Source organism: Nocardia violaceofusca NBRC 14427 (genome assembly GCF_963869435.1).
Lineage (GTDB): Bacteria > Actinomycetota > Actinomycetes > Mycobacteriales > Mycobacteriaceae > Nocardia > Nocardia aobensis.
The window spans coordinates 114,337-131,782 of the sequence record NZ_CAWMPM010000025.1; the positions used below are offsets into that span (position 1 = coordinate 114,337).

Below are 17,446 nucleotides of genomic sequence, written 5' to 3' on the forward strand. Positions count from 1 at the left end.
CCGGTTGGCTCGGGTGCGCCGAGATCCGAATGCGCGCGGACGTCGCCCGACAACAGGAAGATCACCCGTGGTTGAGTGGTCGAAGCTTCCTGGATTGCCTGTGAACACGAAGGATTCGCGCTGGCTCGGCCTGATGAGCCGGGGTGTGCGCGGGCGGGTCAGCGTGCGTGTGCGCCTGCTCGCCATCGTGCTGATCTCCAGCGTGACGCTGCTCGCCATCGGTGTGGGCGCGGCGTCGTATCTGGTGCGGTCGGGCCGCGATGCCCGGCAGTGGGCCGAATTGGCCAGCAGCACCGCCGCTCCCGCGGTCGCCATCATGGAGACCTTCGGTGAGGAGCGCCGGCTCTCGATGCTGCAACTGGCGGGCGATCCCGGCGCCGCAGCACAATTGGCGGCCGCGCGGCAGCGCTCGGATGCGGCGCTGGCCGCCCTCACCGCCAAGGGCGACGAGGCGCAGAAGATGAATCCGGACAACTCCGCAGCCGATATCGCCGCCTACGGTCAGCTGCTCGCGCAGTTGCCGCTGGTGCGGCGCGGCATCGATTCCGGCCAGGCGCCGGCCGATCAGGTCTTCGGGCTGTTCAGCCGTTTCACCGCGGCGATCATCGATGCCTCGATGCTGGCTGCCCGGGTCGCGCCGGATGCCGGCATCGCCGTCCAGCTCGGCTACGCCGTCGAGGTGATGCGCGCCGCGGAGGCGCTGTCCGAAGCCACCGCACTCGGTGAATTATTCCTGGTGACAGGTACTTCGACGCCCGCGCAGTGGACCCAGTACACCAACTTCCTGGGTGAATTCCGCGGCCAGATCGCCTATTCGCGGTCGGTGCTGAAGGGAGAACGCGCGGATCAGCTCCAGGCGATCGTGGACAGCCCGGCGTGGGCCCAGATGAACGAGATGGCCGACGCGGTAGCCGCGCGCGGTCCGATGGCGGCCACCGACGATTCCGAGCCGACCACGCGGACCGGCGATACCACGCGGTCGCGCTCGAGCCGGCAATCCGCGAAACCGCTGCCGATGACCGTGCAGGCCTGGCAGGACAGCTCGGACCAGCTCGGCTCCGGACTGCTGACGCTGTGGCAGGACAAGAGCCGGGACGCGCACGCCGAGGCGCGGGATCAGGGTGACCGCACCGCCATCGGATCGCTGGCCGGCGGTGGTGCGGTGTTGCTGGTGTCGATCCTGGCCTTCCTCGCCTCGCTGGTGCTGGCGAACCGGTTCATCGGCCGGATGCGCCGATTGCGCCGCGACACACTGGAATTGGCCGATGAGCGGCTGCCCGACATCATGCGCCGGGTATCGGCCGGTGAGACGGTGGATGCCCCGACGGAGGTGTCGCGGCTGGACTTCGGTTCCGACGAACTCGGCCAGGTCGCGCAGGCGTTCAACCGGGCGCAGGTGGCGGCGGTGTCGGCCGCGGTCGCGGAATCGAATACCCGCGCCGGTATCAACACGATCTTCCTGGATATCGCCCATCGCAGCCAGGCGCTGGTACATCGCCAGCTGGCTCTGCTGGACCAGGCCGAGCGGCGTGAGGAGAACGCCGACCAGCTCGAATTGCTGTTCCAGCTCGACCATTTGGCGACCCGCGCCCGCCGCAACGCCGAGAACCTGATCATCCTCGGCGGCAAACAGCCGGGCCGGCGCTGGCGCAATCCGGTTCCGCTGATCGAGGTGATTCGCGGTGCGGTCGCGGAAAGTCTGGACTACACCAGGATTCGCATCGGCCGTATTCCGCGCACCCGGGTGATGGGCACCGCGGTCGCCGACCTGATCCACCTGCTGGCCGAGCTGATGGACAACGCCACCTCGTATTCGCCGCCGCAGGCGCGGGTGGAGGTGCACGCCGCCGTAGTGGGACGCGGTGTCGCGGTGGAGATCGTCGACCAGGGTCTGGGTATGACCGCCGACGAACTCGACCGGCGCAACGAAATGCTGTCGCACCCACCGGAATTCAGTGTGGCGGCACTGTCCACCGACACCCGGCTCGGCCTGTTCGTGGTCGCGAAACTGGCCAACCGGCACGGTATTTCGGTGAAGTTGCGCGAATCGGTGTACGGCGGCGTGCGCGCGGTGGTGCTCATCGGCACGCCGGTGCTGGAAGCCGGTGAGGTGAACGGTACGGACTTCGAGGATCCGGGACCCGCCACCGGGGAGTTCGCCGTGCTGGGGCCGGTGACCGATGCGTCCGCCGCCCGTGCGGAAGTGATTGTCGCCGAGGATGTTCCGCCGGCGACCGACGTCGCGACGCCGCCCGCCGCGGATCCGGACCTCGGCTCACGCCGCTCGGCCTGGTTCACCTCGGCCTCGGAGCGTATCGAGTCCGCCCCCGCGACCGGAGTGTTCGGCGCGCCGGTGACCAGCCCGGGCGTGGTCCGGGCCGGGGAGGGCCGCCCGCCGCTGCCGCGCCGGGTGCGCTCGGCCGATCGCGACGAGACGCCCGCGGCCGGTACGAATACCGTTCGGCGACGCACCGCCGACCAAGCTCGCAACCTGATCAGCGCCGTCGAGCAGGGCACCCGGCAGGGCCGCCGACCCGCTGCCGAAACCGGCTCCACGGCATCCCATTTCGACACAGACGAGGGTGAAGATGGCTAATCCCAACCGAAGTGACGTCGGCTGGCTGCTCGACGATCTGGTGAAGGGTCTCACCGGGGTCCGCTACGCGGTATTGCTGTCCACCGACGGACTGCTGCTGGGCAACTCCTCGGAGCTGGAGAACTCCGATGCCGAGCGGTTCTGCGCGATGGCTTCCGCGCTGCACAGCCTGGCCCGCAGCGCCGGACATCATTTCGACGCCGGCGGTGTCTGCCAGACCATGGTGGAACTAGACCGGGCGGTGCTGTTCATCACCGCCGCGGGTGACAACGCGTGCTTGGGCCTGCTGGCCGCGGACAACGCCGACCTGGGCATGGTCGCGTACGCGATGAACCAGACCGTGCAGCGGGTCGGTTCACATCTCGCCGTCGACCGACGATGAGTCACCGTGAACGACGGTGACGCCTGGTTCGACGACGAGGCCGGACCACTGGTCCGGTTGTACGCGGTCACGCAGGGGCGTGGCCGCAGCAACCGGCCGGAACTGGATATGCTGACCCTGATCGTCGATATCGGCCGGGGCGCGGCGCTGCGCCGCCACGAACCCGAATACGCCGCCATCGTTGAGCTGTGCCGCACACCGCAGTCGGTCGCGGAAGTCGCCGCGCGGCTGGAACTTCCGCTGACCATGACGAAGGTGCTCGTCGGCGATCTGATCGACGACGGCCGCCTCGAATACCGCCAGCCCCGTCAGGACGAGGCATCCGACGTCGGGCTGCTGCAGGCGCTGCTGGACGGCATTCGAGGGCTCTGACCACGCTCAGTGCAGCCGCGCCGCAAGGCGTTTCGCGTTCATGTAGGCGATCGCCTCGATCGAGACCATCGGATTCACTCCGGAGGCGGTGGGGAAGCAGGACGCGTCGGCGACGACGATGTTCTTCACATCCCAGGTGGCGCCGTCGGGGTCGACCGCCGACATGTCCGGTGCACCGCCCATCCGCGCCGAACCCATGATGTGCAGCGCGCCCATCGCGCACTGTCCGGGCTCGTAACCGGCGGCGGCGCAGGCGGCGGCGAATTCGGCGTGCGATCCGGTGCGGCCGGGCTCGTAGGCGGGGCCGGCCTGCTGTCCGGAATAGATGCGGCGTGCCCCGGCGGCCTCGAGAATCTGCGCGGCGCCGGTGATTCCGGTGTGCAGATGGCCGCGATCGTGCTCCGAGAGCCGGTAGGAAACCACCGGTTCGCCGTTCTTGTCGACGCCGACACTGCCGTGGTCGCGGTCGCGGGTGATCACTCCCAGCGCCACCGACCTGTTCAACTCCAGCAGATTCGCCCGGTAGGCCGCGGCGCCGCGCCAGTTCATGAAGCCGACGCCCATACCGGGATGGATGGGACCGGTCTCGTAGATGACGCCGTAACCGTTGCCGTCCAGATCGCGGTGCTGACGGCTGATCCGCGCCTGCATACCGCCCTCCCACGGCCGGATCGGCTCGTCGAAGACGCCGAAGACCGCCGCCGCGGGATGCAGTCGCAGATAGTTGCCGATGTTCTTGTTGCGCAGGCCCGATCGCTTCAGCAGCGCCGGGGTCTGCACCGCGCCCGCGGCCACGACCACCGCGCGGGCCCGCACCTCGATCGGGGCGCCGTTCGAGCCGACGGCCGAAACGCCTTCGGCGCGACCGTTGTTCACGAGGATGCGCCGCACGTTCGCGTCGACCACGAACCGCGCGCCGTGTGCCGCGGCATCGGCGAGCCAGGTCTTGGTGACCGACTGTTTGGCGCCGACGCGGCAGCCGTAGGGGCAGCGGCCGCATTCGACGCCGGCATCGCAGGCGTCGCCGACATTGCGGGGCAGGGTGTCGATATGCCAGCCCAGAGCGGTGGCGCCGCGTTCTAGCACGCTGTCGCGCGCCGAGAGCGGGGAGTGGCGATCGTTGACGCCGAGACGCCCGGTCACCGCGTCGAGGGCGGCGGTGTATTCGTCCTGCGCGAACTGGGTCGCACCGAGTCCGGCCCATTCGGCGCGCACCTCGTCCGGGGTGGGCAGCGATGTGCTCCAGTTGACCACCGTGCCGCCGCCCAGGCAGGTGCCCGCGACGAGGGTGATCTGACCTTCACTGGTGGCGGGCGGGCCGGGGGCGTAGAGGTTGAGCAGGGCGTCGAGTTCGCCGGCGCCGAAATCCCGGTCGTCGTAATAGTTTCCGCGTTCGAGCACGATCACGTCGAGACCCGCCTCGGCGAGTACGGCGGCTGCGGTGCCACCGCCTGCCCCGGAGCCGACGATGACCACATCGCAGGTCAACGCGGTCGGTTCGGTCGGACGCAGCACGGACAAGGCGGGGGCCGGAGCCGAGGCGAGGATGCCGGGCGGGCCCGGATAGTCGATGGCCTTCCACAGCGGGTGGCTGCCGGTGGGGCCGGGTGTGACGTTGTAGGACAGCAGAGCGGCCTGCTTGAGCGCCTGGAACACGGTGCGCTTCACCGCGATTCGGGAATCGCCGAGGCGCAGGAGGGTGCGCTCGCGCTCGTCGGCGGTCAGCGACGAGAAGCGCCGGCCACGGTTGCCGAGCAGCAACCCCGCCAATCGGGAATCCCACAGATCGAGCAGGGTGGCGAGCTGTTTGCTCTCGGCGGGGCGAGGGTTGCGGCTCAGGATGTCGAAGACCGTCGCCACGGAGCCGAGCTCTGTCGCCGACGGCAGACTCAGCCCGTCGCCCGGAGTGAACGTATCGCAGATCAGGCCCAAAGCTGCGCGCTGCTTCACTGTCGGATCCATAAAAGCTCACCTTTCACACCACTGGGTGAGTTGTATCACGGTGAGCGAATCTGTGCTCACTTATGCGAAACATACTCGCAGATATGGGCCCGATTCCGGGGTCAGATCAGCGTTTGCGTAGGAGAACTGTCGGTTACATGCAGGATCCCGGGCGTCACCTGGTCGATCAGCGCCCATGCCCGTTCGATGGGCAGATCCACGATGCTGTATTTCTTCTTCCCCGCCGCACTGGCCGCGATCACCGTCGCCAGCCCCGCCCGCCGCTGGAAAAAGGTCTGCCGGACGGTCCACCCGATCACGCCCGGCGCCTCCAGGCAGTCACGGTCGCGGTCGAGCGCCCCGCGCCGCGTGATCAGCCAGACCGGACGCTCACCGTCCGACGGGATCACCGCATGCCCCAATCCGCGATATCGATCGTGTGCGAGGGCTGCCGCCGTGAGCGCGGCGATCGCCGGAACGATCCATGCCCACGGTGGAACATCCAGTCCGGCAAGGAGTATCGCGGCCAAGGCGGCGAGAAGAATCCACACTGGAATGAAGGCGCGGGTGTATCGCCGTCGTCGCGCCCGCGGGCCGTGCTGTTCGAGTGTTACCGACGCGGGAGCAGCGGCGGTTGCGGGGTCGTCCCAGAGTTGTTGTGGCGCAGCGTGGTTGATCGCAGCGGTTCTGCGGCGAGAACGGCTGGTGAGAAGCTGGGCCAGGGTGCGGTCGACGGCGGCGCGCGGGGCCTGGGGGAGCAACTTCTGGCGCGGGCTGGTGCCGGTCATGATCGCTTCGAGTTCGGCGCCGCCGGCCAGCCGGAGGAGCAGAGGTTCCTTGACGGTCGCACCGCGCAGTCGCGAGAGATCGAGCGTGGTCTGGCGGGTGGTGAACAGGCCGCTGCGGATATGCAGCGCTGTGCCGTCGTCGAGCACCCGCAGACCGAAATACGTTGTGAGATATCGGATGCACGCGGCAATGGCCGCGATCACCAGCAGCACCACGACCGCACCCGTCACGGCGAGGGCGATGAACACCGCACTGTGCTCGGTGAGGTCCCGCACGGCTTCGGAATGCACCAGCACATCGGCGACGCCGACCTTCGCGGCCAGGCCGATCACGGGTCCGACGATGGCCAGGCCGGTCAGCGACAGCGGAGCGTAGCGGACCCAGCGCGGCCGCCAATGGCCGATCTCGATCGCGTCGTCCGCGAGCGCGCCGGATTCGCCGCCGTTCAAGGCTCGCTGCAGTGCGGCCCGTCCGGCACCGATCCCGTTGTGGACCTGGTCGGTTCGCGTCGGACGGCCTGGGTCGGGCTGCGTGTTCTCGGCCGGCCGCAACAGCAATGCCCGCAGCTCGGGCACCTGCCGCGCATCCACCCCGTCGAGATGAAAACGCTTCTCCCGATCGGCATGCTGTCCGGTACCGATGACCAGCACCACCAACCCGAGCAGCCGATGCATCAGGTCCGCATGCACGTCCACCGACCGAATCCGCGACCGCGGCACCGTCAAGGTCCGCCGCTGCAGCAGGCCCCGGCGCAGCTCCACGGTATCGGCGCCGACCCGGTAACTGGTGGTGAACCACCGCGTCAACGCGAACGCCACGATCACCGTCGCCACCGCCACCGGACTCCACGCCGGCCCGCCGCTCTGGGTTCCCACGATCACCGCGCCCAGCAGCACCGGAATGTATTTGAACAATTCCCGCACCGGATGCACGAGCAGCATCCGCATATCCAGCCGTCGCCAATCGTCGGCCGCCACGCCCACCGGCGAATCGCTCACGTCGCATCCTCCCGATGAATCGCCGCGATATCGGTCAGCCGATTCACCGTCCGCTCTGCCACCTCCAGATCCAGCGCCGCGATCCGCACCGCGCCCGCCGACGACGCCGTGGTCACCGTGACCGTCGCCAACCCGAACATCCGCTCCAACGGCCCGCGATGCGTATCCACCGTCTGCACCCGCGTAATCGGCGCGACCCGGCTCTCCTGGTTGAACCAGCCCGTCCGCGTATACACCGCGCTCTCGGTCACCTCCCACCGATGCACGGCATACCGCCACATCGGCACGACCACCACGCTGAAGCCCGCCGAAACCACCGTCGCCGCCACCAGAGCCAGCGCCCACCCTCGATGCGAACCGTCCAGCGCCACCCACACGAGCCCGCCCACCAGCACGAACGCCCAGAAAATCGCCGGCCCGGCCGCCCACAACAGCGGAGCCCGCCGACTGGGCCGCCACGCCGGCGCCGCCAAGATCGTGCGCGCGGGCGAATCTTCCGGCGACCGGGTCATACCAGCCATCGTGACATGGATCCGGGCGCGGCCGGTGAAGCCGTTTGCCGGGTTCGGTGATCCGGCGCGATCAGGTGATCCAGCGGTCCGCGAGCCCGTCTACCCAATCGATGCACTCGTCCGGGCTCTCCGGCGGGGTATCCACCAGAACGAGTTCGGTGACGCCGAGGTCGCCCAGTTCGGCGACGTCCGCGCGGGTCGGGTCGCGTAGTGCCACGGCCAGGTGCAGTTCGGCGATGTCGCGGCCGACGTCGACGCAGAACCGGGTCAGGAGGCGGAGGCGGTCGCGGACTGTCGACACGGTGTCGAGATTGAAGCCGTACCAGCCGTCTCCCCAGGCGGCCACTCGCCGCAGTGCGCGGTCGCTGTTTCCGCCGACGAGGATCGGCAGGTGGGTTTGCGTGGGTTTCGGGTTGACGCGGATGGTGCGGAAGGAGACGTGTTCGGAGGTGTAGGTCGCCGGGTCGTCGCGCCACAGGGTTCGGATGGCGTGGACGTAGTCGGCGGTGCGTGCGGCTCGCCCCGCGAAGGGGATGCCCAGCGCGTCGAACTCGTCCTCGGACCAGCCGATTCCGATGCCGAGGCGGAATCGGCCCGCGCTGAGCCGGTCCAGGGACGCGGCCTGTTTCGCCGTGATCACCGGGTTGTGCTCGGGAAGGAGGACGACGCCGGTGGCCAGGTGGATGGTCGAGGTGACCGCGGCGGCGTAGGTCAGGCAGGTGAACGGATCGAGCCAGTCGGCGGTGGCCGGGACGGCGATGCGGCCGTCGTCGGAATAGGGGTAGGTGGACGACGAATCGTCGACCATCACGACGTGCTCGCCGCACCACAGCGTGCCGAAGCCGCGGCGTTCGGCCTGCCGCGCGGTCGCGTCGATGATCTCCGGCCGGGATCCGGAGCCGATTCCCAGACCGTGCAACCCGAATCGCATGGCATCGCCGCCTCGTCTGTTTCCGGTGGGACCGGAATTTTAGCCGGTAGCGCTCTCACCAGCACAGTCGTGGACGCTGTATTCCCGGAGGCAAACTGGTCGCCGGAAGCAGGAATAACCCGCGAAGGCCCCCGGGTTGTCTCACGTCACAGGGCACCGAAGGGAGAACACTCGGATGGTTGGCGCATGATCGACGGCGTGAACGAACAACCGCACACTGGGCTACCGACTCCTGGTGTACCGCCCGTTCCGCCGAGTTCTTCGGCCATGCGCAGAGCCTTGCGGCGTGCGCGTGACGGGGCGACGCTCAATCTCGACGAGGCCGTGGTGCTCCTGCACGCACGCGGTGCGGATCTCGAGGATCTGTCCGCGTCCGCGGTGCGGGTGCGGGACGCGGGATTGCGGGAGACGTATTCCGGGGACACCCTGCCCATCACCTATTCGCGCAAGGTGTTCATTCCGCTCACCCGCCTGTGTCGCGACAAATGTCATTACTGCACGTTCGTGACGGTGCCCGGCAAGCTGCGCGCCGAAGGTCACGGCATGTATCTGGAACCCGACGAGGTGCTCGAGATCGCCCGCAAGGGTGCCGAATTGGGTTGTAAGGAAGCGCTTTTCACGCTGGGTGACCGCCCGGAGGATCGCTGGCCGGAGGCGCGGCAGTGGCTGGACGAGCGTGGCTACGATTCCACGCTCGACTATGTGCGCGCCATGTCGATCCGGGTGCTCGAGGAAACCGGTCTGCTGCCGCATCTGAACCCGGGGGTGATGAGCTGGGCGGAGATGTCGCGGCTCAAGCCGGTCGCCCCGTCGATGGGCATGATGCTGGAAACCACCTCCGAGCGCCTGTTCACCGAGCGTGGTCAGGCGCATTACGGCAGCCCGGACAAGGATCCGCAGGTGCGGCTGCGTGCCCTCACCGATGCGGGGCGGCTGAGCATTCCGTTCACCACCGGCATCCTCGTCGGCATCGGTGAGACCTACGCCGAGCGCGTCGACTCGATCCTCGCGATCCGCAAGTCGCACAAGGCGTTCGGACATGTGCAGGAGGTGATCGTGCAGAACTTCCTGGCCAAGTCCGATACCGCCATGCGCGACACCCCCGACGCCGATCTGGCGGAGTTCCGCGCCACGATCGCGGTGACCCGGCTGCTGCTCGGGCCCAAGATGCGGATTCAGGCCCCGCCGAATCTGGTGTCGCTCGACGAGTGCCGGGCCCTGATCGACGCCGGTATCGACGACTGGGGCGGGGTGTCGCCACTGACTCCGGATCATGTGAATCCGGAGCGGCCGTGGCCGAATCTCGAGGTGCTCGCCGAGGTGACCGCACAGGCCGGTTACACGCTGACCGAGCGATTGACGGCGCATCCGAAATATGTGCTCGCCGGCAATCCCTGGATCGACCCGCGCGTGCTGGGACATGTTGCCGCACTGGCCGATCCGCGCACCGGGCTGGCTCGCGATGTGAATCCGTCCGGGCACCCGTGGCAGGAACCCGACCAGTCCTGGGAGTCGCTGGGCCGGGTGGATCTCAACACCGCCATCGACACCGAGGGCCGCAACACCGAGTCCCGCAGCGATTCCGGGCTGGACAGCGACGGCTTCGGCGCCTTCGGCGACTGGGAAACCGTTCGGGAACAAGTACTTTCGCTCAGCGCACCGGTGAAGCTCGATACCGACGTGCTGAGCGCGCTGCGTGCCGCGGAGAAGGATCCGGCCGGGCTCACCGACGACCAATACCTGGCGCTGGCCACCGCCGACGGCGCGGAACTCGACGCCATCGCCGCCCTGGCCGATCAACTGCGCCGCGACACCGTCGGCGACGACGTCACCTACGTGGTGAACCGGAATATCAACTTCACCAACATCTGCTACACCGGCTGCCGATTCTGCGCGTTCGCGCAGCGCAAGGGCGATGCCGACGCGTTCACCCTGTCCGCCGACGAGGTGGCCGAACGCGCCTGGGAAGCGTATGTGGAGGGCGCCACCGAGGTGTGTATGCAGGGCGGCATCGACCCCGACCTGCCGGTCACCGGGTATGCCGATCTGGTGCGGGCGGTCAAGAAGCGGGTGCCGTCGATGCATGTGCACGCGTTCAGTCCGATGGAGATCGTCAACGGCGCCTCGCGCGGCGGGCAGAGCGTGCACGATTGGCTCTCGGCGCTGAAAGAGGCCGGGCTGGATACGATTCCGGGCACCGCCGCGGAAATCCTCGACGACGAGGTGCGCTGGGTGCTCACCAAGGGCAAGCTGCCCACCTCGGCGTGGATCGACGTCATCACCACCGCGCACAAACTCGGCATTCGGTCGAGTTCGACGATGATGTACGGCCACGTCGACAATCCGAAGCACTGGGTCGGCCACCTGCGGGTGCTGCGCGGCATTCAGGACGAGACCGGTGGGTTCACCGAATTCGTGTTGTTGCCGTTCGTGCACCAGAGCGCGCCGCTGTATCTGGCGGGCGCGTCGCGGCCGGGGCCGACGATCCGGGACAACCGCGCGGCGCACGCACTGGCGCGCATCATGCTGCACGGGCGTATCGCCAATATCCAGACCAGCTGGGTGAAACTGGGTATCACCGGCACCCAGGTGATGCTCAACGGCGGCGCCAACGATCTGGGCGGTACGTTGATGGAGGAGACTATTTCCCGGATGGCCGGATCGGAGCACGGCTCGGCGAAGTCGGTGGCCGAACTGGTCGAGATCGGCGCCGGGATCGGTCGCCCGGTGCGGGAGCGCACCACCACTTACGGAATACCGGAACACCAGGTGTCGGCCCTGCCGCTGACGGTCGGCTGATCGCGGCGCGGCGCCGCTTCCGGCACCGGAGTCGCGGAACTCCGGAGGCGGCGTCGCGCACACCGGCCGCCCCGGCGAACCGGTCTGGAGAACACCGTCGGACACGGTGTGTCGCATCCCGCCGGGATCGACAAGTTAGGCAAGGCTGACCAGTTGTAATGTGAGTCGCCGGGATACTGTTGCGCGGGCGGAAGTGTCCCGCAGGCAAGGACAGACTAGGAGAACGGCAGTGCCGTACATCATCGCTGAACCGTGCGTTGACGTGAAGGACAAGGCGTGCATCGAGGAATGCCCCGTGGACTGCATCTACGAGGGCAATCGCATGCTGTACATCCAACCCGACGAGTGCGTGGACTGTGGTGCATGTGAGCCGGTGTGCCCGGTGGAAGCGATCTTCTACGAGGACGACACCCCGGATCAGTGGAGCGGGTACATCAACGCCAACGTCGACTTCTTCGACGACCTCGGCTCGCCCGGCGGCGCGACCAAGGTCGGCAAGACCGACTACGACGTGCCGTTCATCGCCGCGCTGCCGCCGATGGCGAACGAGTAGGTAGCGTTTCGGTGATCCGCGATCGTGTGCGGGTCAGCAGTCTGCTGCCCGATTTTCCCTGGGACACCATCGCCGGGGCCAAGGCTCGCGCCGCGGCGCATCCCGACGGCATCGTCGACCTGTCGGTGGGTACGCCGGTCGACCCGGTCGACCCGCTGATCCGCGCGGCGCTGGACTCGGCCGCGGACGTACCCGGATATCCCGCCACCTACGGCACCCCCGAACTGCGGGAGGCCGCCGTGGCGGCGGTGGCGCGCCGCTTCGGCATGTCCGGTATCGGCTCCGATGCGGTGCTGCCGGTTATCGGCACCAAGGAACTGATCGCCGGATTGCCGCGACTGCTCGGCCTCGGCCCCGCGGATCTGGTGGTGATTCCGGAGGTGGCGTATCCGACCTACGAGGTGGGTGCGCTGCTGTCGGGTTCGCGAATTCTGCGCGCCGACGGCATGACCCGGCTGGGCCCGGAATCACCGGCGCTGATCTACCTGAACTCGCCGTCCAACCCCACCGGCCGGGTGCTCGGCATCGATCATCTGCGCAAGATGGTGGCCTTCGCGCGCGAACGCGGAGCGATCGTCGCCTCCGACGAGTGCTACCTGGGCCTGACCTGGGACGCCGAGGCGGTGTCCATCCTCGACCCGCGCGTCAGCGACGGCGACCACACCGGTCTGCTGGCCATCCACTCGCTGTCGAAGACGTCGAATCTGGCCAGCTACCGGGCCGGTTTCGTGACCGGCGACATCGAGCTGATCCGGGAGCTGCTGGAGGTGCGCAAGCATTCCGGCATGATGGTCCCGTATCCGATCCAGGCCGCGATGACCGCGGCACTGGCCGACGACCGGCACGAGGCGCAGCAGCGCGAACGTTACCGCGCCCGCCGCGAGGTGCTGCGAAAGGAATTGGTGGAGGCGGGTTTCCGCATCGACCACTCCGAGGCCGGCCTGTACCTGTGGTCCACGCGCGGCGAGAACTGCCGCACCACCCTGGACTGGCTCGCCGAACGCGGCATCCTCGCCGCACCCGGTGACTTCTACGGCCCGACCGGCACCGAGCACGTGCGCATCGCCCTGACCGCGACCGACGAGCGCATCGCGGCCGCGGCGGTCCGGCTGTCCGCCTGAGACGGCGGCCGGGCCGCGCCCAGGCTCGGTCAGCTATCGACCGGCGACGCGACGCGCGTCGTACTCGCCGGTTTATCGCTGCATCGGGGCATGACCGGACTAGCCTGGCGTTATGGACGCTGTCACGGTTGTCCCGACTCCGGCGAACGAGCCGGTTCACTCGTATGCGCCGGGGAGCCGGGAACGAGAACTACTGATCGGCAAACTTGCCGAAATTTCCGGGCAAACGGTCGATGTGCCGCTGGTGATCGGCGGCAAGCATCGGCCGGGGACCGGGCCCCGCTCCGAGATCGTGATGCCGCATCGGCACGCGCACGCGTTGGGCACCTACGCCGATGTGACTCAGGAGGAAGGCCGGGCCGCGATCGAGGCCGCGACGGCCGCGGCGCCGCAGTGGCGGGCGCTGCCGTTCACCGAACGCGCCGCGGTGCTGCTGCGGGCCGCCGATCTGCTGGCCGGCCCGTGGCGGGAGACGGTGGCCGCCGCGACCATGCTGGGCCAGTCGAAATCGGTGTATCAGGCCGAAATCGACGCGCCCTGCGAGCTGGTGGACTTCTGGCGGTTCAACGTCGCCTTCGCGAGCCACATCCTGGCACAGCAGCCGGAATCGTCTGCGGGCGTGTGGAATCGGATGGATTACCGTCCGCTCGAGGGGTTCGTCTACGCGATCACCCCGTTCAACTTCAGCGCGATCGCCGGGAATCTGCCGACCGCGCCGGCCCTGATGGGCAATACCGTGGTGTGGAAGCCCTCGCCCACCCAGACGCTGGCGGCCTATTACACGATGCGAGTGCTCGAGGAGGCCGGGCTGCCGCCGGGTGTGATCAATCTGGTCACCGGTGACGGCATCGAACTGTCGGAGGCCGCGCTGACCGATCCGCGCCTGGCCGGTATCCACTTCACCGGCTCGACCCGCACCTTCCAGCACCTGTGGCAGCGGGTGAGCTCGAATATCGGTCACTACCACGGATATCCGCGGCTGGTGGGGGAGACGGGCGGGAAGGATTTCGTGCTCGCGCACCGCTCGGCCGATCCGGATGCCTTGCGTACCGCGCTGATTCGCGGTGCCTACGAATATCAGGGACAGAAATGTTCTGCTGCCTCCCGCGCCTATATTCCGCGCTCGCTGTGGCGGGAGATGGGCGACGATTTCCTCACCCAGGTCGACGAACTGAGCTACGGCGACGTGGCCGATCTGACGAATTTCGGTGGGGCCGTGATTGATCGGCGCGCCTACGACAAGAACGTCGCCGCGATCGAGCGGGCCCGCGCGGCCGGTCTGGGCCTACCCGCCGGCGGCACCTACGACGACAGCGAGGGCTTCTTCGTCCAGCCGACCGTGCTCCTCGCCGATACCCCGCGTGACGAGGCGTTCACCACCGAATACTTCGGCCCGATCCTGGCGGTGTACGTCTACGACGACGATCACCCCGAGGCATTCGATGCGATGCTCGCGGAAGTGGATTCGGCGGCGCCCTATGCGCTGACCGGCGCGGTCTTCGCCCGCGATCGAGCCGCGATCGACCGGGCCGCCACCGCGCTGCGCTTCACCGCGGGCAATTTCTACGTCAACGACAAGCCGACCGGCGCGGTGGTCGGTCAGCAGCCGTTCGGCGGCGCGCGCGCATCCGGCACCGACGACAAGGCCGGGTCGTATCTGAATCTGCTGCGCTGGGTCGCGCCCCGCACACTGAAGGAAACCTTCGTGCCACCGACCGATTACCGGTATCCGCACATGGAGTCGGAATGAACGGCGAACCGGTGGCCCTACCCGGCAGGCGACGATGAACCCGCTGCGCCCCGCCATCCTCGCCGCCGCCGGTTCGGTGCGGATGAAGCGGGCGATCACCGGGTTTCCGGTCACCGCCGAGGTCGTGCATCGATTCGTGGCCGGTGAGAAGCGCACCGACCTCGCTCCGGTCGTCGCCGCGCTACTCGACAGCGGCCGGATGGTGAGCGTCGACTTTCTCGGTGAGTACACGACCGAGCGGTCGATGGCCGACGACGCGGTCGCCGAATATCTGGCATTGATCGACGACCTGGCCCGATGGAATCTCCAGGCCCGGTGGAACCGATCGTGGTCGGTGCAATCCGTTGCACCGGTGGAGGTTTCGGTGAAACTGTCCGCGCTGGGGCAGTCGCTGGGGCTCGACGGCCCCGAGATCGCCACCGCGAATCTGCATACGCTGTGCGAGCGGGCGCAGCAGGCGGGGGTCTGGATCACCGTCGACGCGGAGGACCACACCACCACCGAAACCGCCGAGTCGACCGTGCGCATGGTGCGAGCCGACTATCCCTGGCTGGCGGTCGCCACCCAGACCTATCTGCGCCGTGCCGAGGATCGCTGTCGCGCCGCCGCGGCCGAGGGCGCGCGAATCCGGTTGTGCAAGGGCGCGTATCGCGAGCCGGAGTCCGTCGCCTACCAGCGCACCGCCGATGTGGACGAGTCGTACCTGCGCTGCCTGGAATTTCTCATGGCCGGGTCGGGATATCCGATGGTCGCCACCCACGACCCGGTCATGATCGCCGCGGCGCACGACATGGCCGCTCGGAACGGTCGCGCGCCGGGCGATTTCGAATTCCAGATGCTCTACGGCATTCGCTCCATCGAACAGCAGCGCCTCGCCGAGGCCGGTCACGCCGTGCGGGTCTACGTGCCCTACGGCAACCAGTGGTACGGCTATCTGATGCGGCGGTTGGCCGAACGCCCGGCCAACCTCGGCTTCTTCCTCCGCGCCCTCGCCGAGCGCTGAATCAGACCAGCGGCCGGCCGAAGCGCCGGCGCAGCCGCATATCCGCGAGATAGAAGTTGAACGGGAAGACGCGGATCACCGTGGGCATCCGCGTCCACACCGCCGAGATCGAGCGCAGGACGAACCGGAACCGGCGTTCGTCGCGTGCGGTCCAGCGCATCCCCATCTCGTCGCGCAGGTGCTGCGGAAGCAGGGCGGTGACGGTGAATCGGTGGAAACGCCCGGCCAGCAACTGAATCGGGCGCGGCTGCATCTTCAGATCGATCAGATCGTTGAAGTAGCGGCGCACCGGCTCGTCGATGGTCTTCGTCGCGAGGTTCTCCTCCCAGAACGCGTAGAACGCGTCCCGGTCGGCCGGCCACATCTCCGGACGCATCTGCAGACCGGTACCGAGCCGGACGCTGTAGCGGTAGAAACGTTCGGCGAGTTCGGGATCCATCGGTCCGCGCATGCGCTGGTACAGATCGTCGACGCCCCAGTACAGGCAGGCCGCCACCCACAACTGCAACTTCGGATCGAAGGCGTTGTACTTGACCGGGCTGTTCGGACCCGAATGCACGGGACGGTGCGAGGCGTTGACCGCCTCCCGGTAGCTCCGCACGTCCTCGTCGTTGCCCAGCCACGCCACGGCCAGATAGGTCAGCGTGGTCCGCAGGCGCTTGATCGGATGCAGGGTCACCTTGCCGCTGTCGACCGTGCTCTCCAGGACGCCGTAGCCGACCGGCGGGTGGCTGAGCTGCATGATCACGTTCGCGGCGCCGCCGAGGAAGGCGGCCACGCCGTCGATGTGTTCGCGCACCGTCTCCCGGGTGAGTTCGTCGCCCGGAACCTCGGGCTCGTAGTCGGTCGCGCGCAGGGGGGCGGTCATCGTCGACTCGTCTCCTGTTCCTCCCCGCCGGATCGGCGAGAGAATATGAGAAGCTTTCGTGTAAACCTTCTCATCGGTGTGGCATCATGTCAATCAGGGCCGCTGACCATGTGGGATGATGAGAGCGTCACCGTGTCCGCGACCCGGGTGAAGGAGAGGAACGACCATGACCGGCTCGACCAAACTGTCGACTCGGCTCCTGCCACTGGTGCGTGGCGCGGGTCCGGAGGACCGCAATCAGACCACGGTACTCGACGCGGCGCTGCTGGCTTTCCTGGATTTCGGCATCAAACGCACCAGCATGGTCGAGGTCGCGCGGCGTGGGCGGCTGTCGCTGGCGACGTTGTACCGGCGCTTCGCGGGTAAGTCCGATCTGATCCAGGCCGTCGGGCTGTGGCAGGCGCGCCAGTTCGTGGAACAGGTCGACGCCGCGGTGCAGCGCCAGATCGATCGAGACGCCAGCGCCGAGGATCAGATCGTCGAACTGTTCGTCGCCTTCCTGGACGGGTTGCGTGGCAACAAACTGCTGGACCGGCTGCTGACCACCGAACCGGAGGTCGTCTTGCCCTATCTCACCGTGCAGGGCGCGCCGGTGATCGAGCTGGGGCGCGACTACGTCGCCGAATTCATCACCCGCCTGCAGACGGAAGGCAAACTGCCGCAGTACGATCCGCTGCCGCTGGCCGAATTGGTCGCCCGCAACGCGCTCTCGCTCGCGCTGACTCCGCAGACGCTGATCCCGGTCGACGACGAGGCCGCCTGCCGGCGGTTCGCCCGCGACCACGTGGTTCCCGGTTTCCGGATCCCCTAGTCCTACCGGTTCTCCAGTCG

14 protein-coding genes are annotated in these 17,446 nt (G+C 68.0%); 9 read left to right on the forward strand and 5 right to left on the reverse strand.

The annotated features are described in order from the left end of the window. Positions 1 to 100: 100 nt before the first annotated feature. Genes AC5592_RS21130 through AC5592_RS21140 form a run of 3 tightly spaced genes read left to right on the forward strand, consistent with a single transcriptional unit; the run spans position 101 to position 3,350 of the window. Positions 101 to 2,596 (forward strand): sensor histidine kinase, encoded by a 2,496-nt coding sequence (locus AC5592_RS21130; protein WP_232329479.1) that lies wholly within the window; start codon positions 101 to 103, stop codon positions 2,594 to 2,596. Continuing rightward, positions 2,589 to 2,978: a roadblock/LC7 domain-containing protein gene (locus AC5592_RS21135; protein ID WP_030514865.1), complete on the forward strand. Its 390-nt coding sequence runs from the start codon at positions 2,589 to 2,591 to the stop codon at positions 2,976 to 2,978. The genes AC5592_RS21130 and AC5592_RS21135 overlap by 8 nt, the downstream gene beginning before the upstream one ends. A gap of 6 nt (positions 2,979 to 2,984) precedes the next feature. Continuing rightward, a complete protein-coding gene (locus AC5592_RS21140) occupies positions 2,985 to 3,350 on the forward strand; it encodes a DUF742 domain-containing protein (RefSeq protein WP_036504873.1) in 366 nt (121 codons plus the stop codon). 6 nt (positions 3,351 to 3,356) lie between these two features. Here AC5592_RS21140 and AC5592_RS21145 read toward each other — a convergent pair whose 3' ends face one another. The 4 genes from AC5592_RS21145 to AC5592_RS21160 all read right to left on the reverse strand — a co-directional run bounded on the left by AC5592_RS21145 (position 3,357) and on the right by AC5592_RS21160 (position 8,521). Further along, positions 3,357 to 5,312 carry a GMC family oxidoreductase gene (locus AC5592_RS21145; protein WP_063065213.1) on the reverse strand — a complete coding sequence of 652 codons (1,956 nt, stop codon included), beginning with the start codon at positions 5,310 to 5,312 and terminating at the stop codon, positions 3,357 to 3,359. Between the two features lie 101 nt (positions 5,313 to 5,413). Next, positions 5,414 to 7,027, reverse strand: a complete 1,614-nt coding sequence (locus AC5592_RS21150) for a PH domain-containing protein (protein WP_063065250.1) — start codon at positions 7,025 to 7,027, stop codon at positions 5,414 to 5,416. Between the two features lie 47 nt (positions 7,028 to 7,074). Beyond that, entirely contained in the window at positions 7,075 to 7,590 is a 516-nt protein-coding gene (locus AC5592_RS21155) for a PH domain-containing protein (protein WP_063065214.1), read from the reverse strand. A gap of 70 nt (positions 7,591 to 7,660) precedes the next feature. After that, positions 7,661 to 8,521, reverse strand: a complete 861-nt coding sequence (locus AC5592_RS21160; protein WP_063065215.1) for an LLM class F420-dependent oxidoreductase — start codon at positions 8,519 to 8,521, stop codon at positions 7,661 to 7,663. A 186-nt stretch (positions 8,522 to 8,707) separates the two neighbouring features. Here AC5592_RS21160 and AC5592_RS21165 point away from each other — a divergent pair, with 186 nt between their 5' ends. The 5 genes from AC5592_RS21165 (at position 8,708) to AC5592_RS21185 (ending at position 15,747) form a co-directional block, all read left to right on the forward strand. Next, positions 8,708 to 11,320: a bifunctional FO biosynthesis protein CofGH gene (locus AC5592_RS21165; RefSeq protein ID WP_084506968.1), complete on the forward strand. Its 2,613-nt coding sequence runs from the start codon at positions 8,708 to 8,710 to the stop codon at positions 11,318 to 11,320. A 229-nt stretch (positions 11,321 to 11,549) separates the two neighbouring features. Next, on the forward strand, positions 11,550 to 11,873 hold the full coding sequence (fdxA, locus tag AC5592_RS21170) for a ferredoxin (RefSeq protein ID WP_030514872.1): 324 nt from the start codon (positions 11,550 to 11,552) through the stop codon (positions 11,871 to 11,873). Between the two features lie 14 nt (positions 11,874 to 11,887). Beyond that, positions 11,888 to 12,994, forward strand: coding sequence for a succinyldiaminopimelate transaminase (gene dapC / locus AC5592_RS21175; RefSeq protein ID WP_063065252.1), 1,107 nt, complete (start codon positions 11,888 to 11,890; stop codon positions 12,992 to 12,994). 112 nt (positions 12,995 to 13,106) lie between these two features. Next, positions 13,107 to 14,744 carry an L-glutamate gamma-semialdehyde dehydrogenase gene (gene pruA, locus AC5592_RS21180; protein WP_063065216.1) on the forward strand — a complete coding sequence of 546 codons (1,638 nt, stop codon included), beginning with the start codon at positions 13,107 to 13,109 and terminating at the stop codon, positions 14,742 to 14,744. A 34-nt stretch (positions 14,745 to 14,778) separates the two neighbouring features. Then, positions 14,779 to 15,747 carry a proline dehydrogenase family protein gene (locus tag AC5592_RS21185; protein WP_063065217.1) on the forward strand — a complete coding sequence of 323 codons (969 nt, stop codon included), beginning with the start codon at positions 14,779 to 14,781 and terminating at the stop codon, positions 15,745 to 15,747. A 1-nt stretch (position 15,748) separates the two neighbouring features. Here AC5592_RS21185 and AC5592_RS21190 read toward each other — a convergent pair whose 3' ends face one another. Then, positions 15,749 to 16,615 (reverse strand): oxygenase MpaB family protein, encoded by an 867-nt coding sequence (locus tag AC5592_RS21190; RefSeq protein ID WP_063065218.1) that lies wholly within the window; start codon positions 16,613 to 16,615, stop codon positions 15,749 to 15,751. 166 nt (positions 16,616 to 16,781) lie between these two features. On the opposite strand from AC5592_RS21190, the gene AC5592_RS21195 reads away from it, so the two are divergent. Next, the gene (locus AC5592_RS21195) at positions 16,782 to 17,426 is read left to right on the forward strand and encodes a TetR/AcrR family transcriptional regulator (protein ID WP_036504850.1); all 645 of its coding nucleotides are present in this window, start codon (positions 16,782 to 16,784) and stop codon (positions 17,424 to 17,426) included. Positions 17,427 to 17,446 lie beyond the last annotated feature (20 nt).